General features: G+C 69.5%; 20 protein-coding genes. 11 read left to right on the top strand and 9 right to left on the bottom strand.

Going from position 1 to position 23,158, the window contains the following annotated elements; translation table 11 throughout:
• Nucleotides 1–2 precede the first annotated feature (2 nt).
• From iolD to DMC61_RS26450, 7 genes are read right to left on the bottom strand one after another with little or no spacing between them, the layout of a single operon-like run.
• Nucleotides 3–1,847 (bottom strand): 3D-(3,5/4)-trihydroxycyclohexane-1,2-dione acylhydrolase (decyclizing), encoded by a 1,845-nt coding sequence (gene iolD, locus DMC61_RS26420; RefSeq protein ID WP_125692117.1) that lies wholly within the window; start codon nt 1,845–1,847, stop codon nt 3–5.
• A complete protein-coding gene (gene iolB / locus DMC61_RS26425; RefSeq protein WP_125692119.1) occupies nt 1,844–2,734 on the bottom strand; it encodes a 5-deoxy-glucuronate isomerase in 891 nt (296 codons plus the stop codon). Before iolB ends, iolD begins: the two co-directional genes overlap by 4 nt.
• On the bottom strand, nt 2,731–3,663 hold the full coding sequence (iolC, locus tag DMC61_RS26430) for a 5-dehydro-2-deoxygluconokinase (protein ID WP_125692121.1): 933 nt from the start codon (nt 3,661–3,663) through the stop codon (nt 2,731–2,733). Before iolC ends, iolB begins: the two co-directional genes overlap by 4 nt.
• Nucleotides 3,660–4,445, bottom strand: a complete 786-nt coding sequence (locus tag DMC61_RS26435) for an ATP-binding cassette domain-containing protein (RefSeq protein WP_037342220.1) — start codon at nt 4,443–4,445, stop codon at nt 3,660–3,662. Before DMC61_RS26435 ends, iolC begins: the two co-directional genes overlap by 4 nt.
• Nucleotides 4,442–5,476, bottom strand: coding sequence for an ABC transporter permease (locus DMC61_RS26440; protein ID WP_038509740.1), 1,035 nt, complete (start codon nt 5,474–5,476; stop codon nt 4,442–4,444). The genes DMC61_RS26435 and DMC61_RS26440 overlap by 4 nt, the downstream gene beginning before the upstream one ends.
• The gene (locus DMC61_RS26445) at nt 5,473–6,459 is read right to left on the bottom strand and encodes a sugar ABC transporter substrate-binding protein (protein WP_125692123.1); all 987 of its coding nucleotides are present in this window, start codon (nt 6,457–6,459) and stop codon (nt 5,473–5,475) included. Before DMC61_RS26445 ends, DMC61_RS26440 begins: the two co-directional genes overlap by 4 nt.
• Nucleotides 6,460–6,483: 24 nt before the next feature.
• Nucleotides 6,484–7,383, bottom strand: coding sequence for a sugar phosphate isomerase/epimerase (locus tag DMC61_RS26450; protein WP_125692125.1), 900 nt, complete (start codon nt 7,381–7,383; stop codon nt 6,484–6,486).
• A gap of 103 nt (nt 7,384–7,486) precedes the next feature.
• Here DMC61_RS26450 and DMC61_RS26455 point away from each other — a divergent pair, with 103 nt between their 5' ends.
• The 3 genes from DMC61_RS26455 to DMC61_RS26465 all read left to right on the top strand — a co-directional run bounded on the left by DMC61_RS26455 (nt 7,487) and on the right by DMC61_RS26465 (nt 10,112).
• Entirely contained in the window at nt 7,487–8,491 is a 1,005-nt protein-coding gene (locus DMC61_RS26455) for a LacI family DNA-binding transcriptional regulator (RefSeq protein ID WP_125692127.1), read from the top strand.
• 4 nt (nt 8,492–8,495) lie between these two features.
• Nucleotides 8,496–9,497, top strand: coding sequence for a Gfo/Idh/MocA family oxidoreductase (locus DMC61_RS26460; RefSeq protein WP_125692129.1), 1,002 nt, complete (start codon nt 8,496–8,498; stop codon nt 9,495–9,497).
• A gap of 171 nt (nt 9,498–9,668) precedes the next feature.
• On the top strand, nt 9,669–10,112 hold the full coding sequence (locus DMC61_RS26465; RefSeq protein ID WP_125692131.1) for a hypothetical protein: 444 nt from the start codon (nt 9,669–9,671) through the stop codon (nt 10,110–10,112).
• On the opposite strand, the gene DMC61_RS26470 is transcribed toward DMC61_RS26465, so the two are convergent.
• Nucleotides 10,109–13,084, bottom strand: a complete 2,976-nt coding sequence (locus DMC61_RS26470) for a BTAD domain-containing putative transcriptional regulator (RefSeq protein WP_125692133.1) — start codon at nt 13,082–13,084, stop codon at nt 10,109–10,111. The two genes, DMC61_RS26465 and DMC61_RS26470, sit on opposite strands and share 4 nt — an antisense overlap.
• Nucleotides 13,085–13,500: 416 nt before the next feature.
• Between DMC61_RS26470 and DMC61_RS26475 the strand changes: the two genes are divergently transcribed.
• Genes DMC61_RS26475 through DMC61_RS26490 form a run of 4 tightly spaced genes read left to right on the top strand, consistent with a single transcriptional unit; the run spans nt 13,501 to nt 16,486 of the window.
• A complete protein-coding gene (locus tag DMC61_RS26475) occupies nt 13,501–13,896 on the top strand; it encodes a GntR family transcriptional regulator (protein ID WP_016336295.1) in 396 nt (131 codons plus the stop codon).
• Entirely contained in the window at nt 13,893–14,756 is an 864-nt protein-coding gene (locus tag DMC61_RS26480; RefSeq protein WP_125692135.1) for an ABC transporter ATP-binding protein, read from the top strand. The genes DMC61_RS26475 and DMC61_RS26480 overlap by 4 nt, the downstream gene beginning before the upstream one ends.
• Nucleotides 14,757–14,765: 9 nt before the next feature.
• The gene (locus DMC61_RS26485) at nt 14,766–15,554 is read left to right on the top strand and encodes an ABC transporter permease (protein WP_125692137.1); all 789 of its coding nucleotides are present in this window, start codon (nt 14,766–14,768) and stop codon (nt 15,552–15,554) included.
• Nucleotides 15,555–15,568: 14 nt separating this feature from the next.
• The gene (locus DMC61_RS26490) at nt 15,569–16,486 is read left to right on the top strand and encodes an ABC transporter permease subunit (RefSeq protein ID WP_125692138.1); all 918 of its coding nucleotides are present in this window, start codon (nt 15,569–15,571) and stop codon (nt 16,484–16,486) included.
• A gap of 22 nt (nt 16,487–16,508) precedes the next feature.
• Here the strand turns inward: DMC61_RS26490 and asnB are convergent, their stop codons facing one another.
• Nucleotides 16,509–18,341: an asparagine synthase (glutamine-hydrolyzing) gene (gene asnB / locus DMC61_RS26495; protein WP_125692140.1), complete on the bottom strand. Its 1,833-nt coding sequence runs from the start codon at nt 18,339–18,341 to the stop codon at nt 16,509–16,511.
• Between the two features lie 344 nt (nt 18,342–18,685).
• Here asnB and kdpF point away from each other — a divergent pair, with 344 nt between their 5' ends.
• Genes kdpF through DMC61_RS26515 form a run of 4 tightly spaced genes read left to right on the top strand, consistent with a single transcriptional unit; the run spans nt 18,686 to nt 23,154 of the window.
• The gene (gene kdpF, locus DMC61_RS26500) at nt 18,686–18,787 is read left to right on the top strand and encodes a K(+)-transporting ATPase subunit F (RefSeq protein WP_020630647.1); all 102 of its coding nucleotides are present in this window, start codon (nt 18,686–18,688) and stop codon (nt 18,785–18,787) included.
• Nucleotides 18,787–20,448, top strand: a complete 1,662-nt coding sequence (gene kdpA, locus DMC61_RS26505; RefSeq protein ID WP_125692142.1) for a potassium-transporting ATPase subunit KdpA — start codon at nt 18,787–18,789, stop codon at nt 20,446–20,448. Before kdpF ends, kdpA begins: the two co-directional genes overlap by 1 nt.
• Nucleotides 20,445–22,538 carry a potassium-transporting ATPase subunit KdpB gene (kdpB, locus tag DMC61_RS26510; protein ID WP_125692144.1) on the top strand — a complete coding sequence of 698 codons (2,094 nt, stop codon included), beginning with the start codon at nt 20,445–20,447 and terminating at the stop codon, nt 22,536–22,538. Before kdpA ends, kdpB begins: the two co-directional genes overlap by 4 nt.
• 4 nt (nt 22,539–22,542) lie before the next feature.
• Nucleotides 22,543–23,154: a potassium-transporting ATPase subunit C gene (locus DMC61_RS26515; protein WP_125692145.1), complete on the top strand. Its 612-nt coding sequence runs from the start codon at nt 22,543–22,545 to the stop codon at nt 23,152–23,154.
• Nucleotides 23,155–23,158: the final 4 nt, after the last annotated feature.

Below are 23,158 nucleotides of genomic sequence, written 5' to 3' on the forward strand. Positions count from 1 at the left end.
CTCTAAATGCGGTCGGTCAGGTAGCGCACCTGGGTCGCCTTGCCGCGCTCGATCCCCTCCCTTCCCGAGAGGTGCTCCGGAACGCCGACTTCCCACCACGCGCCGGCCTCGGTCCACGAGTCCGGCCGGGTCCGCACCACGACCACCGCCGGTCGCTTTTCGGCCACCGCGGCTTCCCGTGCCTTCGCGTAGGCGGCGCGTACATCGTCCACAGTGGACGCTGGGAACACCCCGCACCCCAGCGACTCCGCGTGCCGCGCGAAGTCGACCCGCGGGGGTTCGGCGTGCGCGCTCCGGCAGTCTCCGAGGAGGTTGTTGAACGGTTTGCCGCCCTGCCCCTCCTGCAGCCGCGCGATGACCGCGTAGCCGTCGTTGTCGCAGACCACCGCCACGAAAGGATGTCCGGCGAAGGCGGCCGAGAACAGTTCCGAGTTCAGCATCAGGTACGAACCGTCGCCGAGCATCGTGGTGACCAGGCCCTCGGTATGCGCCATCGCCGCACCCCAGGCGCCCGCGAGCTCGTAACCCATACAGGAGAACCCGTACTCGACGTCCATGCTGACCGAGCCCGACCCGCGCCAGCCGCCGATGAGTTCGCCCGGCATGCCGCCGGACGCGGTCATCACGTAGTCGTGCGGCTCGGAGAGATCGTTGACCGCGCCGACGACCTGGGCGTACGTCGGCACTTCGCCGGAAACGGCGCGCAGGGTGTCGATATGCGCGTCCCAGCGGCCGCGCTCCGCGGCGGCACGCTCTGTCCACAGTGGATTGACTTGCCAGTTTTCGAGCTGGGCGGACAGATCCACGAGTCCCGCGTCGGCGTCGCCCACGACGGCCAGCGCGCCGTGCTTGACCGCGTCGAACCGGGCGGCGTTCAGCGTGATCAGCCGGACGTCGGGGGAGAACACCGTCCAGGACGCCGTGGTGAAGTCCTGCAAACGCGTGCCGACGGCCAGCACGACGTCGGCCTTCGCGGCCAGCACGTTCGCCGAGGTCGACCCCGTGACGCCGAGCGGGCCCGCGTACAGCGGATGACCGTGCGGCACGAGGGTGCGCCCCGCGGTGGTCTCGGTGACCGGGATGCCGTGCCGCCCCGCGAAGGCCAGCGCCCGCTCGCCCGCGCCGGAATACCGGACGCCGCCGCCGAGCACCAGCAGCGGTTTCCGCGCCGCCCGCAGCGCGCCCGCCGCTTCGGTGAGTGCCCGGCGATCGGGCCGTGGCCGCTGCGGACGATGGGTCACCGGCGCGAACAACGCGTCCGGGAAGTCATACGTCTCGGCCTGGACGTCCTGGGGGAGCGCCAGTGTCACCGGTCCGGCGTCCGCCGGATCGGTCAGGACCCTGGCGACCTGCGGCAACGTCGAGAGCAGCTGCTCCGGCCGGGTGATCCGGTCGAAGTACCGGCTCACCGCGCGGAAGGCGTCGTTGACCGTGGCCGTCGGATCACCGAAATGCTCCACCTGCTGCAACACCGGATCCGGGGCGCGGCTGGTGAAGGTGTCGCCGGGGAGCAGCAAGACCGGCAGCCGGTTCGCGTGCGCGACCCCGGCCGCGGTGACCATGTTCAGCGCGCCGGGCCCGATCGACGACGTCACCACGCCCACCTGGCGCCGATGCGTCGCCTTGGCGTAGCCGACCGCCGCGAGCGCCATGCCCTGCTCGGTCTGCCCGCGCCAGAGGGGGAGCTCGTCGCGGTACTCCTCCAGCGCGGTGCCGAGGCCGAGGACGTTGCCGTGCCCGAAGATCGCGAACACCCCGGGGAACAACGGGACTTCCCGCCCGTCCAGGGTTTCCGACCGCTGCGCGAGCAGCCAGCGCACCAGGGCCTGTGCCGTGGTCAGCTTCATGAGACCCGCCCTTCATGGCTCGTGACCGGGCAGCGCGGGTCGAGCTCCTGGTCGTTCCACGTGTCGCGGACCCAGCCGTGCGCGGGGTCGTCGCAGAACGCCATCGACCGCTCGTCGGCGGGCCCGGCCAGGACGTTCAGGTAGTACATCGGATAGCCCGGCGCGGCGACGCAAGGACCGTGATAGCCGCGCGGGATCAGGAAGACGTCCCCGTCCCGGACCGCGACGTCCTCGTCGAGTTCACCGTCGGCGGTGTACGTCCGGTGCAGACCGAACCCTTCGCGGGAAGGGGTCACACCGTCGCGGCCGGCGATGCGGAAGTAGTAGATCTCCTCGTTGACGACCTCGCATTCGGACACTTCGTCGTGCTTGTGCGGCGGATACGACGACCAGTTGCCGCCCGGCGTGATCAGCTCGCAGGCGTTCAGCTTGTCCGCGTGGTCCCAGACCCCCGGCACGCCGAAGTTGGTGACCTGCCTGGTCGCCTGCCCCGCCCCGCGCACCTCCACCGGCACGTTCTCGGCCGGCCCGTAGCGCGGTTCGAGTCGGCGGCCGCAGCGGGCCATCGGCAGCGCGACCTCGATCCCCGCCGCTGTCGACAACTCGACTTCGGCGTCGCGCGGCACATAGGCGAAATCCGTGACCCGGGTGAACACCGAATCCCGCCCCGCCAGCTCGAAGACCTGCCCGTCGACCCGGACCGTGCACGATCCCGCCAGCGGCAGGACGAACGCCTCGTATTCGCCGGTGCGCACCACCCTGGTTTCCCCGGCGGCCAGCGAGAGGACCCGCAGCCCGCTGTAGCTCCAGCCCGCCGAGTCCGGGGTGAGCCGGACCGGATCCCGCTCGTCGGAAAGCGTCCCGAGTGGACGGTGCAGCTTGCTCACAGCAACTCCTCGATCTCGTCGGCGGTGGGCATGGCGTCGGCGCAGGCGAGCCGTGAGGCGACGAGCGCGCCCGCCGCGTTGGCGTAGGTGGCGATGCGCACCGGATCCCAGCCGGACAGCAGACCGTGGATCAGCGCGCCGCCGAAACCGTCCCCGGCGCCGAGCCCGCAGACGACCTCGACCCGCTGGGGCGGCACGGTCCAGCGGCCTTCGGCGGTGGCCACCAGCACGCCCTCCGCGCCCTTCTTGATCACCGCCAGTTCGACACCCCTGGCCAGCATCCGGGCCGCGGCCTCGTCGGGATCCGCCGTGCCCACGGCGACCTCCGCCTCGGCGCGGTTGCCGACCGCGACCGTGACGTGGTCGAGCATCCAGCCGATCTCCGCGCGCGCCGTCTCGGTGTCCGGCCAGAACATCGGCCGGAAGTCGAGATCCAGCACGGTATGCGACCGGCGCCCGCGCCGCAGGAGCATCTCGCGCTGGGTGGAGCGCGCCGGTTCGACGGAGACACCTGTCCCGGTGACCCACAGCAGCGGAACGGATTCCACGACGTCCCAGGGCACATCGTGTTCGCCGATGGTCAGATCCGGGGCGATCGGGGACCGGTAGAACAGCAGCGGCGGATCCGCGGGCGGGTCCAGCGAGCAGAACACCACCGGCGTCTGCAACCCTTCCGACGTCCCGACGTGCTCGGGGGAGACGCCGAACTCCCGCAGCGCCTGCCGCACGTACTCGCCGAAGCCGTCCGGGCCGACCTTCGTCAGCACCGACGTCGAGCGGCCGAGCCGCGCGGCGGCGACCGCGACGTTGGTCGCGGTGCCGCCGAGCGATTTGGCGAAGGTGCTGACCCCGGCCAGCGGCACGCCGCTCTGTTCGGGGTAGAGGTCCACCCCGACCCGGCCGACGGTCAGTGCTTCGAGAGCGGTCATGAAGGGGACTCCGCGGCTCGCAATTCGTGTTCGAGGGCTTCCAGTTCCGCGCCGCCCGCCATCTGCCTGGTCAGCTCGGCCAGGTCGATCTCGGACTTCTCGTAGGCACCGAGCGACGCGCCCCGTTTGAGCAGCAGGAAGCGATCCGCCACCGGATACGCGTGATGCGGGTTGTGCGTGATCAGCACGACGCCGAGCCCGCGATCACGGGCCTGCGCCACGTACTTGAGCACGACACCCGCCTGTTTGACGCCCAGCGCGGCCGTCGGCTCGTCGAGGATCAGCACCTTCGCCCCGAAGTACACGGCCCGCGCGATGGCGACGCACTGCCGCTCGCCACCGGAGAGCGTGCCGACCGGCTGCTCGACGTCACGCAGGTCGATGCCCATGTCGGACAACGCCTTCTTGGTCGTCTCGCGGCCCTTCTTCCGGTCCAGCGCGCGGAACGGGCCGAACCCGACCGTCGGCTCGGAACCGAGGAAGAAGTTCCGCCACACGCTCATCAGCGGGACGACCGCGAGGTCCTGGTACACCGTCGCGATTCCGCGATCGAGCGCTTCACGCGGCGAGGCGAACTTGACCGGCTCGCCCTCGACCAGGAACTCGCCCCTGTCGTGCTGGTGGACTCCGGCCAGGATCTTGATCAACGTGGACTTCCCGGCGCCGTTGTCGCCGAGCACGCAGGTGACCTCGCCGGCGTTGACCACGGTGCTGACGTCGCGCAATGCGATCACGCTGCCGTACGTCTTGCCGACGTCCTTTACTTCGAGGAGACGACTCATCGCCGGACCCTTTCCGCTCGCCGCCGGAAGGCGTTGTTGACCAGGACCGCGGACAGCAGCATCACGCCGAGGAACAGCATGAACCAGTCGCTGTCCCAGCGGGCGAACACGATGCCCTGCCGGGCCATACCGAAGATCAGCGCGCCGATCGCGGCGCCGATCGCCGAACCGAACCCGCCGGTCAGCAGGCAGCCGCCGATCACGGCCGCGATGATGTACTGGAACTCCAGCCCGATGCCCTGGTTCGCCTGGACACTCGCGAACCGCAGGATGTTGATCGAGCCGACCAGCCACGCGGCGAGCGCGGTGGTCATGAACAGCATGATCTTGGTGCGCACCACCGGCACCCCGACCGCGCGCGAACTCTGCGCGGAGCCGCCGACGGCGAAGATCCAGTTGCCGAAGCGGGTCCTCACCAGCAGCCAGGCCGCCAGCACGGCGAACCCGATCCACCAGAGGATCGAGATCTGGAATGCCGTCCCGCCGATGTCCACAGTGGACGCGAAGACGAAGCCGGCGGACTCGTAGCCGTCGGTCGAACGCATCCCGGACACCTGGACGGTGCCGGTGACCAGCCGGGTGACGCCGAGGTTGAGCCCCTGCAAGGCCAGGAAAGTGCCCAAGGTGACGATGAAACTGGGCAACCCGGTGCGCATCACCAGCCAGCCGTTGAACGCGCCGACCGCGAGGGCGAAGACCAGCGACGCGAACAGCGCGAGCCAGACGTTCCAGCCCGCCTGCGTCGCCAGCGTCGCGGTGACGAGCGCGGTGGACGCCGTCATGACCCCGGCGGAGAGGTCGAACTCGCCGCCGATCATCAGCAGAGACACCGCGACTGCCATGATGCCGAGCGTCGAGGCGTCGTCCAGCCAGGTCGCCACGCCGCTGCCGCTGAAGAACTGGTCGGTGACGACGGTGAAGAACAGGAAGACCACGACGGCGCCGAGCAGCGCGCCGATCTCGGGGCGGACGACCAGCCTGTCCATCAGCCGCGGTTTCGCGATCCGTTCGTCGAGGGTGGTGGTTGTCATCGCGTGCCCCTTTGCACGTACCGGCCGACGGTGTCCACAGTGGATTTGTCGACCAGGTCGGGCCCGGTGAGCACCGGCTTCCCGCCGCCGACGACGTTCGCGTTGTCCCGGTAGAGCTTGAGGAACTGCACCGGGAGATAGCCCTGTTCGTACTGCTGCTGATCGACCGCGAAGACCACGTCGCCCGACTTGATCGCGCCGACCACGTCGGTGTTGAGGTCGAACGTGCCGACCTGCGCCTTCGAGCCGACCGCCTTGATCGCGCTCACCGCACGGGCGGCGACCTGGGAGTTCAGCGTCAGGACGGCGTCGAGGGAGGAGTCGGTCTGCACCGCGCCCCTGATCCGGGATTCGGCGTCGGTGGGGTTGCTGATGTCGACCTGCAGGGTCTGCACGTCGCCCGCGAAGCCGGTCTTGGCGCCGTCGCAGCGTTGCGCCTGCCCGACGTTGCCCGCTTCGTGGACCACGCAGAGCAGCTTCTTCTTGCCGAGCTCCCGGAACTTCTTCCCGGCCTCCTCGCCCGCGATCGTCTCGTTCTGCCCGACGTGGGTGAGCGCGCCGTACGCCGCGCTCTTGTCCTCGCCGGAGTTGATGGTGATGACTGGGATGCCGGCGCGGACGGCGTTCTCGATCGAGGTCTTGAGCGCCTCCGGATTCGCCATCGACACCACGAGCCCGCCGACCCGCTGGGCGACCGCGTTGTCGATCAGCTTGGCCTGGTTGCCGGGGTCTCCGTCCGAGTTGTACTCGACCTGGACGTCGAGCTGCCTGCCCGCCTCTTCGGCGCCGTTCTTGACCACGTTCCAGAACGCGTCACCGGCGGTGCCGTGCGAGATGACCGCGACCCGCAGCGGTCCGCTGGGCTGGGTCGTCTCCGGGCCCGCGCCCGCGGTGGCTTTCTCCTCGGCCTTCGGCCCCGTGCACGCGGACAGGAGCAGCAGCCCCGCCACGACCACCAAGGCCTTTTTCAAGCGATGGGACATCGTCGTCTCTCCTCGCTTCTTCCGTTACCTGGCAGCCGGGAGCCGGCTGACGATTCCGTCGAGATGCGCCAGGCTCCTGGCGACATCCCGCTTCGGCAGATCCTCCGGGCTCCCCTCGCTCAGCGCGGTGTCCTGTTCGAGCACGTACCACCCGTCGTAGCCCGCCTCGTGGACGAACCTGACCATCGTTTCGATGTCGACGTCCCCGTCGCCCAAGGGGACATACAGACCTTTGCCCACCGCTTCGGCGTAGGGAAGCCTTCCGGCGCGGACTTCTTCGGCGAGTTCCCCGCGCACGTCCTTGAGGTGCAGATGCCCGACCCGTCCGGGATGGCGTTTCGCCAGCGCGACCGGATCGGTCCCGCCGATCAGGAGATGGCCGGTGTCCAGGCACAACGGGAGATCGGAATCGGCGAGGAAACGCTCGACCTCCCGCTCGGTCTCCACATGCGTCCCCACATGCGGGTGCAGCACGGTGCGGAGGCCGTGCCGCGCGGCGATTTCCGCGATCCCGCCGGAGGTTTCCACGAGCGTCGTCCATTCGGCGTCGCTCAGCTCCGGCCGGTCGTCGTAACCGTCGAGGCCGGTCGCGGCGGCGAGGACGAGCATGTCCCCACCGCAGGCGGCGAACAGCGCGGCGGATTCTTCGGCCTCCGCCAGCGCGGCTTCGGGATTCTCATGCAGGACGACGGCGAGGAAACCGCCGACCAGTTCGAGCCGGTGCCCGCTCAGCCGTTCGCGCAATTCGGCCGGGTCTCGCGGCAGGTATCCGGGCGGGCCGAGCTCGGTGGCGCGCACGCCCAGCTCCGCCATCTCGCCCAGCACGGTCCCCGCGTCGAGCACGCGGCCCCAGCCGGGGACTTCACAGACGCCCCAAGAGATCGGGGCGGCGGCGACGCGGATCCGGGGTGTCGTGACGGTCATCGGCGGCCTCCGCGGGGATCGGGGTTAGAGCGCTCTATTGATTAGAGCGCTCTAATCATGTAGCGTCCGTCACAGTAAAGTCAAGAGCAGGGGGACGGTGGAGATGGCGCGACCGACGATGGAGGACGTCGCCGCGAAAGCGGGGGTGTCCCGTGCGCTCGTGTCGCTGGTGATGCGGAACGCGCCGAACGTCTCGGACGAGCGGCGCACGCGCGTGCTGTGCGCGGCGCACGAACTGGGGTACGAGCCGCACGCGATGGCCAGATCGCTGGCGAGCCGGACGTCGACCGTCCTCGGCGTGATGGTCTCCGATCTCCGCAACGCGTTCTTCGCCGACGTCGTCGAAGGGCTCGACGCGGCGGCCGAGGCGGCCGGGTTCCATTTGATCCTCAACACCGGTGGCAGGAGTGCCGCTCGGGAGCGTGCCGCGCTGAAGAGCCTGCTCTCTTTCCGGCCCGCCGGGGTGATCCTGCTGTCGCCGGTGGTCCCCGCGTCGGCGATCGAGGAAGCGGCCGCGCAAAGCCCCGTCGTCCTGGTGTCGCGGACGTCGCGCGCGGCGGGCGTGGACACGGTGAACGACGACGGCGAGGCCGGGTCCGCGCTCGCCGTGGATCACCTGGTTTCCTTGGGGCACAAGAGCATCGTCCATCTGGACGGAGGGCTCGCCGCCGGCGCGGCGGCGCGGCGCCGGGGATATCTGCAGGCCATGCGGCGGCATCGGCTGCCTCCGGTCATCGTGCGCAGCGAGCACACCGACACCGCTGGCGAGAAGGCCGTGCACGAACTGCTCGGCGATCCACCGGAAGGCGGAATGCCGACCGCGCTGGTGGCGGGCAACGACTTCAACGCCGTGGGTGCGATCTCCGCGTTGGAAGAGGCAGGCCTGCGCGTGCCGGAAGACGTCTCCGTGGTCGGCTACGACAACACCTCGCTCGCCGCGCTGCGCCATCTGTCACTGACCACTGTGGACCAGCCGCGCACCGAGATGGGCAGGCTGGCCGTCGAAGCACTGCTCGAACGGATCCGGGGTGAACGCGCCGAACCGGTCCGCCATCTGCTGCACCCGTCGCTGGTGGTCCGATCGACCACCGCCGCTCCAGAAAGGTAACCACATGAGGTTGGGACTCGCCGGCACCGGCCGGATCGGCACTTCGCACGCCGAGACCTTGAAGAGCTTCGACGAGGTTTCGTCCGTGGTCGTCGCCGACGTCGACGCCGCCCGCGCCCAGGCCGCCGCGGCGAAACTCGGCATCGAAGCGGCGGCGGACATCCCTTCGCTGTTCGCGTCCTCTTTGGACGGTCTGGTGATCGCCGCGGCGACGGACGCGCATCCGGAGCTGATCCTCAAGGCCGTGGACGCGGGGATCCCCGTGTTCTGCGAGAAACCGGTCGCCGCCGACATCCCGGGAACGCTCGCGGTGATCGACAAGATCGCCGGTGCGGACGTCCCGGTGCAGATCGGTTTCCAGCGCCGGTTCGACGCGGGCTACGCGGCCGCACGCGCGGCAGTGGCCTCAGGTGACCTCGGCTGGCTGCACACCTTGCGCGCGACCACGCTCGACCCGGCACCCCCGCCCGCCGAGTACGTCGCGCACTCCGGCGGCCTGTTCCGCGACTGCGGCGTGCACGATTTCGACGTCGTCCGGTTCGTGAGCGGCCGCGAGGTCGTCGAGGTCTACGCCGTGGGGACGAACAAGGGCGAGCGCTTCTTCGTCGACGCCGGTGACGTCGACACCGCGGCCGCGACCCTGACGCTGGACGATGGAACGCTCGCGGTGGTTTCGCTGACGCGCTACAACGGCGCGGGCTACGACGTGCGGCTGGAGGTTCTCGGCTCGGCGGGCAACGTCGTGGTGGGCTTGGACGACCGGGCGCCGCTGACCTCCGTGGAACCGGGCGTCCAGCCGCTGCCCGGCCCGGCGTATCCCGGGTTCATGGAACGCTTCCGCCCCGCGTACGTCAGCGAGTTGAAGGCGTTCCTCGACGTCGCCGCCGGTCGCGCGCCGAGCCCGTGCGGTGTCGCGGACGCGCTGGAGGCGTTCTACATCGCCGAGGCCTGCGAGGTCTCGCGCCGCGAACACCGTCCGGTGCGGGTGGACGAGGTCTGCGTCTGAGCACGCTTCCTTGCTCCCGCCTCGGCGACAGCTTCCTGCCACCGATCACCGCCGAAGCGCCCCGATCGCTAGGGTGATCGCGAACGACAGCGACCGAACGGGCGAGGAGAGCGAGAGCGGATGCAGCCGAATCCACCGGGGCCCGGCTTTCCTCAGTACGGTCAGCCGCCGATGCCCAAGCCGCGGGCCAACGCCCCGGCGGCGGTGATCGCCGGTGTCCTGGCGCTGCTCGCCGCCGCCATGCTCGTCTGGTTCGCGTCCTACAACGTCTTCGTCGCCACCGAGGCGAACGGCGGCTTGTCGGCCATCACGGTGCAGAACATGCTCAGCGGCGCCCTCTCCGCTGTCGTGCTGGTGATCGCGGCCGGATTCACGTTCGCTCGCAGGATTCCCGGCGTGTGGACGCTGTTCGGGTTTTGCGTGTTCTATGTGGTGGCCGTGTTCGTGGGGATGCCGCTCGTCTGGGGAACGCCGTTCAGTAGCCAGGTCAAGTGGCTCTTCAGCTTCGACGACGGCGACAGCACCGCGATGGCGCTGATGATCGTCCTCTGCGTCCTGGCGGCGGTCGCGGCGGCGATCGCCGGCAGCGTGAAGTCGTACGGGAAGAGGAGCTAGAGCTCGTCCAGGATCAGCTTCGCGCGTTCTTCGACGAGCCGGTAGCCGGAGCGGGCGGCGAGTTCGAGGGCCAGTTCGCCGTGCGTCCGGGCTTCGGAGAGCTTTCCCAGTTTCAGCAGGGTTTCCGCCAGCCCGGTCCGCGCGGCGGCCTCACACCAGAAGAAACTGGTCGTCCGCGCGATGGACAACGCGAGCCGATAATGCTCGGCCGCCTCCTCGGGCAGGCCGAGCCGCAGGCAGACTTCGCCGAGTCCGACGAGCGTCCAGGCCTCGGTGCCCCGGTCGCCGATCTTGCGGGTGAGTTCGACGGCTTCGAGCGCGTCCGTGCGGTTCTGCTCGCTCGGGTCGCGCCTGCTTTCGAGCACGGCCCTGCCGGACAGGGCCGTCGCCTCGCCGTAGGTGTAGCCCAGTTCGCGGTTGGCCGCGAGCGCGCGGGTGTAGAAGTCGTAGGCGTCGTCGGGAAGGCCGAGGTCACGGTGCACGTTGCCGAGGTCGACCAGCAGCACCGCGACACTGAACCGCGCGCCGTCCCGTTCGGAGACCGCCAGCGCGCGGGTGAAGTTGGCGAGCGCTTCGTCGAGCTGACCCGTCTGCCAGTACGGGAAACCGAGGTTCGCCAGCGCCATCGAGACGGCGGGCATGTTCAGTTCTTCGCACAGCCGCAGGGATTCCAGCCCGCAGCGGATCGCCTCCTGCGGGTCGCCGAGACGCTGGTGCACCGCGCTCAGGTTGTTGAGCACGGCCGCGCGGCCGGCGTCCCAGCCGTCGAGGAGGTCGCCACGCAGAGCGCTGGTGAGGTGTTCGCGCGCTTCGTCGTAGCGGCCGCTGTTGACGCAGGCGAGCGCGATGCTCAGGTGCATCGCCGCTTGCGCCTGTCCGGCTTCGCTGCGGCGGGCGGCCTTGAGCGCCGTCGACGCGGTGTCGATCCATTCCGCGTGGTGACCGCGCTGGTGGAAGAAGGCGCGGAGCGCGTCGGCGAGATGCCACGAGAACTCGGGCGGGCCGTGTTCGGCGCTGTGCTCGACGGCGGCGGCGAGGTTCGGCCACTCGGCGTCGAGCCAGGCCAGCGCCGCGTCGGTGTCGGCGAACGGAGCGTCCGCCGGTTCTTCGCGCGGCAGGCGCAGGAAATGCGGGATGAGGGCGCGGCCCGCGGCGTCGGCCGTGGTCAGGTAGCTCTCGAAGAGCCGCCTCTCCGCGGCCTCGCGTTCGGCCTTCGTGTCCTCCGACAGCGTGCGGCCCGCCGCGAAACTGCGGAGAAGATCGTGGAACCGGTAGCGTCCCGGCGTGTAGCGCTCGACCAGGTGAGCCGCCGCGAGCGCCTTGAGCTGCTGGTTCGCCTTCGAGTGCGGGACGCCGGTCAGTGCCTGGGCGGCGGGGGCGGTGAACGTCTGGCCGGGAACGAGCGCGAGCCGGCGGAACAGTTCGCGGTGCTCCTCGGGAAGCGCCCGGTAGGAGACGCCGAACGCCGTGGTCACGGCACTTTCCTCGGCGCCGTCGACGGTCAGCTCTGCCAGTGGATCGCCCACGGCCAGCTCGCGGGCGAGTTCGGCGATCTCGGGTTCGCCGCTGGCGCCGAGGTTGGCCGCCGCGATCCGGAGGGCGAGCGGGAGATGCCCGCACAGCCGGGCCAGCTCCGCGGCCGCGCCTTCCTCGGCGGCGACGGTCTCGCTGCCGAGCACGGCTTCGAGCAGATGCCGCGCGTCCTCGGCAGGCAGCACGGACAGCGGGAGCGCGCGGGCGCCGGTGCGGGCGATGAGGTCGCCGAGCCGTTGGCGGCTGGTGACCAGGACGGTGCCCGAAGGCGGCAGCAGCGGGAGAACCTGTCCGCTGTCACGCACGTTGTCCAGCACCAGGAGCACCCGCCGGTCGGCGAGAAGGGAACGGAGCAACGCGGCTCGCGTGTCGATGTCCGGCGGGATCGCCTTGGGCGCGGTGCCGAGTGCCTGCAGAAGCTGGGTGAGCGCGACGGCCGGGGTGAGCGGCTCGTGGTCGGGATCGAAACCGCGCAGGTCGAGATAGAGCTGGCCGTCGGGGAACGCGTCGCGGACGCGGTGCGCCCAACGGACCGCGAGCGCGGTCTTGCCCACTCCGGCGGTCCCGCTGATGACCCAGATGTCGGTGCCTCCACCCGCATGGGCCGCCTCGTCGAGCCGCTCCAGCTCGGCCGCCCGTCCGGCGAAGCCTCGGACGTCGTGTGGCAGCTGGGCCGGGCGGACCGCTTCGGACCTGGTCGCGGGTTCGAGCGCGGGATCGGCGGCGAGGATGGCGGCTTCCAGCCGTCGCAGCTCGGGGGAGGGATCGAGGCCCAGCTCGGTACCGAGCCGGTCCCGCAGAGAACGGAAGGCATCGAGGGCGTCGTCGGTGCGGCCTTCGCGGTGCAGCGCGAGCATGAGCTGCCCGACGAACCGCTGCCGCAGCGGATGCGCGGCGACCAGTTCGGTCAGCTCCGCGAGGACCTGCCTGCCGCGGCCGAGACGCAGCTGCGCCTCGGCGCGATCCTCCAACGCCGTCCAGCGTGCCTCGTGCAGGCCGCCGCGGAGCCGTTGCGCGACCTCGCCGCTCACCACGTCGGACAACGCCTCGCCGCGCCACAGGCCGAGGGCCTCGTCCAGGAGCTCCACGGCCGTCTCGTCGTCGGCGTCGCGGGCTTGCGCCGTCAGCTCGGTGAAGCGGTGCAGGTCGACCTGGCGCGCGTCGACCTTGAGCAGGTACCGGGTCCCCTCGGAGACGATCTCCGGCCCGCCCGCGCCCCGGAACACCGCACGCAGCCTGGACACCAGCGCTTGCACGGTGTTCCGCGCACTGGCGGGCGGTTCTTCGGGCCAGAGCAGGTCGATGATCCGGTCGCGCGGCACCGGCTTGCCCGCCTCCAGCAGCAGGACCGCCAGTACGAGCCGTTGTTTGGGCGAGCCGAGATCGACCGGAACGCCACCGGCCCACGCCTCGACGGCGCCGAGGACGCGGAACTCCACCCGGCCACCTCCGCTCACCCTCGTCAGAGCCTGCAAGCGTAGTGCAAGCGCCCTGCATCCGGACGGCGTGATCCTTGCCAGGTGTCCACCGAGGACCCGTCGCCGGAACCGTGCCCAACCAACCAGACGGGCAGGACCCCCCATTCGGTTCCGGTACGACGGTGGGCACCTTCAACTTGCACAGGCACCGCCATCTGACGGCGGTGGGGGTTGGGGGTAGTGCCAGCTCGACGTCTTCCCCCCGTGTCGTCGAACTGGCGCTTCTTCTTGACTGGGGCTGGGGTTTCCGTGAAGGCCCCCTTGAGGGATCCAGAGTCCCTCAAGGGAGCCTTCACGTCTTTTCCACGTGATCACTTGACAGGCGCGGACGTCTGCCTGCACCCTTTCACTACTTAATTAGTGAAAGGGTGTTGCCAGTGGTCACCTTCCACCTGGACAAGGGCTCGGGCGTCGCGACGTACGTCCAGCTCGTCCAGCAGGTCAAGAACGCCCTGCGCCTGGGATTGCTGGAGCCGGGGGACCGGCTGCCGACGGCGAAGGAGGTGGTCGCCGAGCTGGCGATCAACCCCAACACCGTCCTCAAGGCCTATCGCGAGCTGGAGCGCGAAGGGCTCGTCGAGGGGAAGCCGGGCCTCGGCACCTTCGTTCAGAAGACGCTCGGAGGCGCTTCGTTCGCGGAGCGCACGCGGTTGCGGAAAAGCCTGGGGGCTTGGGTCCGCGACGCGCGGGAATCGGGGCTGGATCAGGAAGACGTCGAAGCGCTGTTCACCTCAGTGGTGGTCGACGGCTTTCGAGGGGAGCGAACCGCGTGACTGAGAAACCCATCCTCGAGGCGACCGGCCTCGCCAAGCGCTATCGCCGCAAGTGGGCGCTGCGCGACTGCTCCCTCTCCGTCCCGAAAGGACGCGTCGTCGCGCTGGTCGGACCCAACGGTGCCGGCAAGACGACCTTCCTCCACCTGGCCGTGGGCCTGCTCGACGCGACGCTCGGCTCGGTCTCGCTCCAGGGAACGGCCGCCTTCCTCGCCCAGGACAAGCCGTTGTACCCGGGCTTCAGCATCGCCGAGATGCTCAAGTTCGGCAGGCGCCTCAACCCCGGCTGGGACGACGAGTTCGCGCTCAAGCGCGTCGATTCGCTCGGGCTCGCCCTGAACCACAAGGTCGGCAAGCTGTCCGGCGGGCAGCGCGCGCAGGTCGCGCTCACCCTCGCGCTCGCGAAACGCCCGGACCTGCTGGTGCTCGACGAGCCGCTCGCGAACCTCGACCCGCTGGCCCGTCACGAGGTCATGCGCGGGCTGATGGAGGCGGTCGCCGAAACCGGCATGACCGTGCTGCTTTCGTCCCACGTCGTCTCCGATCTGGAGAACACCTGCGATTGGCTGATCGTCCTCAACGGCGGCCGCGTCCAGGTCAGCGGCGACATCGACGAACTCGTCGCCGGGCACCGCACCCTCACCGGTCCTGTGGAGGAGGCCGACGCGCTGGCCAGGCGGGTCACCGTCGTGGACGAGGCCCGCGCGGGGAGGCAGGCGACCGTCTTCGCCCGCACCGAACCGGTTCCGCTGGGTCCACAGTGGAGCGAGCGGCCGGCGAACCTCGAAGAACTGGTGCTGGCGTACCTGCGGCGGCCCGAATCCGCGACCCTGCCTCGCCCGACACTGGCTTCGGCGTAAGGGGGAACGATGTTCTGGGTCACCTACCGCCAGCACCGGATGCAGCTGCTGATCACGGCGGGTCTGCTCGTCGCCGTCGGGATCCTGTTGCTGGTCAACGGGAACGCCGCCGCGGACAGCCCGGATCCGGCGAAGCTCTTCAAGGATCTGTACACCTATCTCTCCTGGCTCCAGGTCGTCCCGGTGGCGATCGGTGTGTTCTGGGGCGCCCCGCTGGTCGCGGCCGAATACGAACGCGGCACGACGAAACTCGCCTGGACCCAGTCGATCTCGCGGTTCCGCTGGCTCGGCGTGAAGCTGGGGTTCCTCGCCGTTCTCGCCACCCTCAGCGGGCTCGCGTTCGGCGCGATGATGCAGCGCTGGGTGGCGGCCTTCCCCGCCGACCGCGGCGACACCGCCTTCACCAGCCGGTTCGACAACCCGGTCCTGTTCACGATGACCGGCGTCGCACCCGGCGCGTGGTGGCTCTTCGGGTTCGTGCTCGGCACCGCCGCGGGCGCGCTCATCCGCAAGACGCTGCCCGCCATCGCCGTCACCATCGCGGTGGCGGTGGGCCTGATGATCGGCCTGAGCAACGTCCGTGACGGCTACGCGGAACCCGAACTCGTCCCGCTCGGCAAGGAGCCCGTCGGCCGGGTCGTGGAAATGATCAGGGACGCCGCCGGGGAGATCACCGCGCTCAAGGTCCTCCCGCAGGACTGGTACTGGCGCTTCCAGTGGACCGAAGCCGCGATCCTGACGGGGTTCTCGCTGCTGCTCGCCGTCGCCGCGACCTTCGCCGTCCGGCGCCGCTCTTAGAAAGGCACCTCTCGTTGCTTTGGCTCGCCTGGCGGCAGCACCGCACCCAGCTGCTCGTCACCCTCGGGTTCCTGGCCGTGGTCGGCGGGATCCTGCTCGTGTCCGGCCAAGCCGCCCTCGGCGCCGCGAGCGGCAAGATCGCCTCGTACTGCTACGGCGGCGGCGTGCCCTGCCGCGAGTACGACGCGGGGCTGGAAGACCTCTACCAGAAGATCTACCCGCTGATCGTGATCCTGCCGTTCGTCCCGTTGCTGGCCGGTGTCTTCTGGGGCGCGCCGTTGCTCGCCAGGGAGTACGAACGCGGCACGTATCAGCTCGTCTGGACGCAGTCGGTGAGCCGCGGCCATTGGCTGGCCGCCAAGTTCGGCGTCCTCGCGGCCGCCGCGGCGCTCGCCGGGCTCGTTTCGGGACAGATGTTCGGCCGGTGGCTGGAGATCTTCCCCGGCAAGGCGGAGACGCTGAACGAGACATCGTACTTCGGTGCCGTCGGCATCGCGCCCGCCGCGTGGTGGCTGTTCGCGTTCGTCCTCGGTGCGGCGGCCGGGGTGCTGGTGCGCAAGACCGTGCCCGCCATCGCGATCACGGCCGCGGTGTTCGTCGCGGCCTCGATCACCCTGATGCTCTCGCGGCCGCACTACGCCGAGCCGGTCCGGACGGTCGGCGTCGATCCCTCCATAAAGGACGGGTTGATCGTGCGGGCGGGCCGGGTCGCGCCGGACGGCCGGGAGCTGAGCCTGCTCGACGAGGTGCCCGAATGCCCTCGCGGCAAGGGGATGAACGCCTGCGTCGAAGCGGCGGGCTACCGGGACTTCACCGTCTACCAGCCCGCCGGCCGGTTCTGGCGGTTCCAGTGGACCGAGGCGGGCATCCTGCTCGCCGCGACCGTGGTGCTCGGGGGTGTCGCGGCAGGGGGCACGGTCCGCCGCCGCTGAGTGCGGCGGCGGACCGGCTTCCTCAGTCCAGCTGCAGTTCGGGCCGGTACAGGTCGAACCAGTGGTAGAGGTCCAGCGCCCGGTCGATCCCGGAGCGCTGGGCCGAGGACATCGTCACCGGGTCCACTTCGGACACCCGGTGCAGCCAATCGCGGTCGACCAGTTCGAACACCGGGTTGTCCCGTTCGGTCAGGGCCTCCTTGGCCTGCTGCTGCAACGCCGCCGCGTAGCCGGGGTCCTGAGTGGACGGATACGGGCTCTTGACCCGGTCCCGCACGGACGTCGGGAGCACGTGTTCGGTCGCGTGCCGCAGCAGGCTCTTCTCCCTGCCGTCGAACGTCTTCAGCGACCAAGGCGTGTTGTAGACGTACTCGACGAGGCGGTGGTCGCAGAACGGCACCCGCACTTCGAGCCCGACCGCCATCGACGCCCGGTCCTTGCGGTCCAGCAGCATCCGCACGAACCGGCTCAGGTGCAGGTTGCAGACCGTGCGCATCTTGCGGTCCTGCTCGCTTTCGCCGTCGAGGTGCTCGACCTGGGCGGCGGCGGTGGCGTACTGGTCGGCGATGTAGCCGGGCAGGTCCAGCTTCTCCTGGACCTCGCCGCGCAGGAGGGCGCCCCGCTCACTGGTGAGGCCCATCCGGAAGGCGAGCCAGGGGAACGTCCCCGAGTTCACCGCGGCCTCGTCGTGGAACCACCGGTAGCCGCCGAAGACCTCGTCGGCGGATTCACCGGACAGCGCCACCGTCGACTCCGCGCGGATCGCCTTGAACAGCAGGTACAGCGACGTGTCCATGTCACCGAGCCCGGCCGGGATGTCCCGCGCGGCCAGCACCTTGCGGCGGACCTCCGGGTCGCTGAGCTCGGCCGGGTTCAGCACGACGTCCTTGTGGTCGGAGCCGACCAGCTGCGCGACGTCGCGGATGAAGGGCGAGTCCGGGGTGTCGCGCACCTCGTCCGGTTTGAAGTTCTCCTCCTGGCCCTGGAAATCGACGGAGAACGTGCGCAGCCGCTCGCCCTGTTCGGCCAGCCGCGCCGCGGCGAGACCGGTGACGGCGCTGGAGTCGAGCCCGCCCGAGAGCAGGACGCAGCGGGGCACGTCGGCGATCAGCTGACGGTGCACGATGTCCGTCATCAGCTCGCGCACCCGCTCGACCGTGGTCTCCTGGTCGTCCGTGTGCTGCTTCGCGTCGAGCTTCCAGTACGTCCGCGTGCGGATCCCGGAGCGGTCGACCGTGACGATCGTGCCCGGGCCGACCTCGTGCATGCCCTTCCACAGCGACCAGCCGGGGGTCTTGGTCATGGCCATCAGTTCGCGCAGGCCGTCGGTGTCGACCACCTTGCGCGCCAAGGGATTCGCGAGGATCGCCTTCGGCTCGGAACCGAAGAGGACGCCGTCCGGGGTCGGGTAGTAGTAGAACGGCTTGATGCCCATGCGGTCGCGGATCATCACGAGCTTCTCGTCGCGCTCGTCCCAGATCGCGAAGGCGTACATGCCGTTGAGGTGGTCGACGACCTCGTCGCCCCACTCGAGGTAGCCGTGGAGCACGACCTCGGTGTCGCTGTCGGTCTCGAACTTGTGGCCGCGCTTGAGAAGTTCCTCGCGCAGCTCGGTGAAGTTGTACGCCTCACCGCTGTAGACCATCGCGGCCAACCCGGCCTCGGCCATCGGCTGCCTGCCGCCCGGCAGGTCGATGATCGCCAGCCGCCGGTGGCCCAGCGCCACGTTCGGCCGGACCCAGGTGCCCGAGTCGTCCGGTCCGCGGCACGCCATCGTCTCGGTCATCGCGTCGACGACCTCGCGACGCCGGGTCAGATCCGTGTCGTAGGAGACCCACCCTGCGATTCCGCACATCGCTACCTCCTGGTGATTAGTTAGCACATACAACTATCCGTAACACTGGTGTAACACGGTTCGCGCGGCTTGTCTGCCCGAATTGCACGCTCCGTCCGCAGTGCGTCACGGTCTGTGGGGCACGTCACCAGGCATCAAGAAGTCGTAAAGGCACCCGATCGGGGCATCAAGAGGCCGTCAGTCCGGGGCCGGAAGCGCCGTGACCTGGCGCAGTGTTGCGGGGTCCTGGTCACCGATGGGGTGACCTGTCCTGAGAGGTGCTTAGTGGCCGACTTGCTCTACGCCGTGCTCCTGATCGGCGTATTCGTGGTTCTCGCCCTGACCCTTCGCGGCTTGGAAAAGCTGTGACCGGCACGGGAACCGTGGCCAACGTCGTCGGCGGACTGCTGGCGCTGGGGCTGATCGTCTATTTGTTCATCGCACTGGTCAGGCCGGAGAAATTCTGATGTCAGACACCGCGGCCGGCCTCCTGCAGGCCGGCCTTCTCCTCGTCGCGCTCGCCGTGGTCTACCGGCCACTGGGCGACTACATGGCGCGCGTCTTCTCCACCGAGAAGCACACCAAGGCCGAACGTGGCCTGTACCGCTTGTTCCGGGTGAACCCCGGATCGGAACAGCACTGGAAGACCTACGCGTCCGCCGTGATCGGCTTCTCGTTCGTCTCCGTCGTCTTCCTGTACCTGCTTCAACGGCTTCAGGCGATCCTGCCGTGGAGCCTCGGCAAGGAACCGGTCTCGCCGGCGGTCGCCTTCAACACCGCCGTCAGCTTCGTGACGAACACGAACTGGCAGTCCTACAGCCCCGAAGCGACCATGGGTCACTTCGTGCAGATGGCCGGCCTGACCGTGCAGAACTTCCTGTCCGCCGCCGTCGGCCTTTCGGTCGCCATCGCGGTCGTCCGCGGCTTCGTCCGCTCGAAGACCGACCGCCTCGGCAACTTCTGGGTGGACCTGACGCGCGGCACGATCCGGATCCTGCTGCCGATCGCGTTCGTGGCGGCGATCGCGCTGATCGCGCTCGGCGTCGTCCAGAGCCTCAAGAGCGGCGTCGACGTCCTCAACCCGGACGGCAGCACGAGCAGGATCGCCCTCGCGCCCGCCGCGAGCCAGGAAGCCATCAAGGAACTCGGCACCAACGGCGGCGGCATCTTCAACGCGAACTCCGCGCACCCGTTCGAGAACCCGAACGCCTGGACCAACCTGATCGAGATCTTCCTGATCCTGGTCATCCCGGTGTCGCTGACCCGCACGTTCGGCAAACTCGTCGGCAACACGCGGCAGGGGTACGTCCTGCTTTCGGTGATGGCCGGGCTGTTCACCGCGATGCTCACGGTCACCTGGCTGTCCGAAGCCGACGCGAGCGGCCCCGCGTCGCTGGCCGCCGGGGCGAACCTGGAGGGCAAGGAACAGCGGTTCGGCATCGGCCTGAGTTCGCTGTTCGCCAACGCCACCACCGGCACGTCGACCGGCGCGGTCAACGGCGCGCACGACAGCTACAGCGGGCTCGGCGGCGGAGGCGCGCTGCTCAACATGCTGCTGGGCGAGATCTCGCCGGGCGGGGTGGGCACCGGTCTGTACGGCATCCTCGTGATGGCCGTGATCGCGATGTTCCTCGCGGGGCTGATGGTCGGCCGGACGCCGGAATACCTGGGGAAGAAGCTCGGCAAACGCGAGGTCACCTGCGCCGCCGTCTCCATGCTGGCGATGCCGACCGTGGTCCTGCTCGGCTCCGGTGTCGCGCTGATGCTGGCCGACACCCCGGCCGCCATGACGAACTCCGGCGCGCACGGCCTTTCCGAAGTCCTTTACGCCTACGCCTCGGCGGGCAACAACAACGGCAGCGCGTTCGGCGGGCTCACCGTGACGAACGACTGGTTCCAGTCCTCGCTGTCGGTGGCGATGCTGCTCGGCCGGTTCATCCCGATCCTCGCCGTGCTGTGCCTGGCCGGCTCCCTCGCCTCCCAGCGGAAGGTTCCGGAGACCGCCGGCACGCTGCCCACCACCGGGCCGCTCTTCGGCACGATGCTCGCGGGCACGATCGTGCTCGTCGCGGCCCTCACCTTCATCCCGGCGCTCGCGCTCGGGCCCATAGCAGAGGCACTCGCATGACCATGACTCAAGAACGCACCCCGGAGGAGATCTCCCAGCACCACGTGGAGAACACCGGCCGGGTCGGCGCGGGGATCTTCAGCCCCCGCCAGTTGCTGACCTCCTTGCCGGAGGCGTTGCGCAAGCTCAACCCCAAGCACCAGCTCGGCAACCCGGTCATGTTCGTGGTGTGGATCGGCTCGGCGCTGACCACGGTCTTCGCGATCACCGACCCGAGCGTGTTCACCATCCTCATCACGATCTGGCTGTGGTTCACCGTCCTGTTCGCGAACCTCGCCGAGGCGGTCGCGGAAGGCCGGGGCAAGGCGCAGGCGGAAACCCTGCGCCGCAGCAAGAAGGAGACCGTCGCGCGCCGTCTCACCGAGGACGGCGACGAGGAGACCGTGCCGGGTGCCGACCTGCGCGTCGGCGACCTGGTGGTCGTCGAGGCCGGGCAGGTCATCCCGGGTGACGGCGACGTCGTCGAGGGCATCGCGACCGTCGCCGAATCGGCCATCACCGGCGAATCGGCCCCGGTCATCCGCGAATCGGGCGGTGACCGGTGCGCGGTCACCGGCGGCACCACGGTGCTTTCCGACCGCGTCGTCGTGAAGATCACCACCAAACCCGGCGAGTCCTTTGTGGACCGCATGATCGCCTTGGTGGAGGGCGCTTCCCGGCAGAAGACGCCGAACGAGATCGCGCTGACGATCCTGCTCTCCACGCTCACGATCATCTTCCTGCTCGCCGTCGTGGCGCTGCAGCCGATGGCGGGCTACTCGGGCAGCCAGCAGTCCGTGATCGTGCTGACCGCGTTGCTGGTCTGCCTGATCCCGACGACGATCGGCGCGCTGCTGTCCGCGATCGGTATCGCGGGGATGGACCGGCTGGTGCAGCGCAACGTCCTCGCCACCAGCGGTCGCGCGGTGGAGGCCGCGGGCGACGTCTCGACGCTGCTGCTGGACAAGACCGGCACGATCACCTTCGGCAACCGCAAGGCCACCGAGCTGATCCCGGTCGGCGAGTCCACAATGGACGACATCGCCAAGGCCGCCCGGCTGTCGAGCCTCGCCGACGGCACGCCGGAAGGCCGCAGCATCGTCGAACTCGTCGCGCGGGAGCACGGGCTCGCGGAGACCGCGTCCGCCGAGGAGAAACTCGCGGACTTCGTCGAGTTCACCGCGCAGACCCGGATGAGCGGCATCGACATCGGCGGACGGCAGGTCCGCAAGGGTGCCACCGCCGCGGTGCGCGAGTGGGTCCGCGAGCGCGGCGGCGACATGCCGGACGAGACCGAAAGCGTCGTCGACGAGATCAGCCAGCAGGGCGGGACCCCGCTGGTGGTCGCGGAGTACGACGGCGCGAAAGCGTTCGTGCGCGGTGTGATCCGGCTGTCCGATGTGGTCAAACCCGGGATGAAGGAGCGGTTCGTCCAGCTCCGCTCGATGGGGATCAAGACCGTCATGATCACCGGGGACAACCCCCTCACCGCCAAGGCCATCGCGCGGGACGCGGGCGTCGACGACTACCTCGCCGAGGCCAAGCCCGAAGACAAGATGGCGCTGATCAAGAAGGAGCAGGAAGGCGGGCGGCTGGTCGCGATGACCGGCGACGGCACCAACGACGCCCCCGCGCTCGCGCAGTCCGACGTCGGCGTCGCGATGAACACCGGGACCTCCGCCGCCAAGGAGGCGGGGAACATGGTGGACCTCGACTCCGACCCGACGAAACTGATCGAGATCGTGGAGATCGGCAAACAGCTGCTGATCACCCGCGGCGCGCTGACCACCTTCAGCGTCGCCAACGACCTCGCGAAGTACTTCGCGATCCTGCCCGCGATGTTCACCGGCATCTTCGCCCAGCTCGGCGCGCTCAACATCATGAACCTGGCGACGCCGAAGTCGGCGATCCTGTCGGCGGTCATCTTCAACGCCCTGATCATCGTCGGGCTGATCCCGCTCGCCCTGCGCGGCGTCCGGTACAAACCGTCCTCGGCCTCGGCGCTGCTGCGCCGGAACCTGCTGGTCTACGGCCTCGGCGGGATCGTCAGCCCGTTCCTCGGGATCTGGCTGATCGATCTGCTCGTCCGTCTCATCCCTGGAATCGGGTGACCTCGTGAAACCGTTGTTCAAGCAGACCCTCGCCGGGCTGCGTGTCCTGCTCGTCTTCACCGTCCTGCTGGGGGTCGTCTACCCGCTCGGCGTGTGGGCGGTCTCCCGCATCCCCGGCCTCGAAGGCAACGCCGAGGGCTCGATCATCACCCAGAACGGGCAAGCGGTGGGCTCGGCCCGGATCGGCGTCGACCCGGTCGCGGCGGACCCCGCCAAGGACCCGTGGTTCCACAACCGCCCGTCCGCGGGCTCGAAGGACGTCCTCGGCCCCGGCGACCCGTCGTCGTCCGGACCGTCGAACAAGGGCCCGTACAACGAGGACCTGGTCGCCGCGATCGGCGAACGCAAGAAGCTCATCGCCGCCCGCGAAGGCGTCCAGGAGTTTCAGGTGCCCGCCGACGCGGTCACGGCGTCGGGATCCGGGATGGACCCGGCGATCAGCGTCGCCTACGCCGACCTGCAGATCCCGCGAGTGGCGAGGAACACGGGCCTGCCCGAGGAGAAGGTCCGGCAGCTCGTCGCGGAGAACACGAGCGGCGCCGGGATCGGTGTGCCGGGCGTCAATGTGCTGAAGGTCAACTTGGCCGTGCGCGACGCGGCCGGAGGAGCACACTGACAGA

The organism is Amycolatopsis sp. WAC 04169, from assembly GCF_003947535.1.
Classification (GTDB): Bacteria; Actinomycetota; Actinomycetes; order Mycobacteriales; family Pseudonocardiaceae; genus Amycolatopsis; species Amycolatopsis keratiniphila.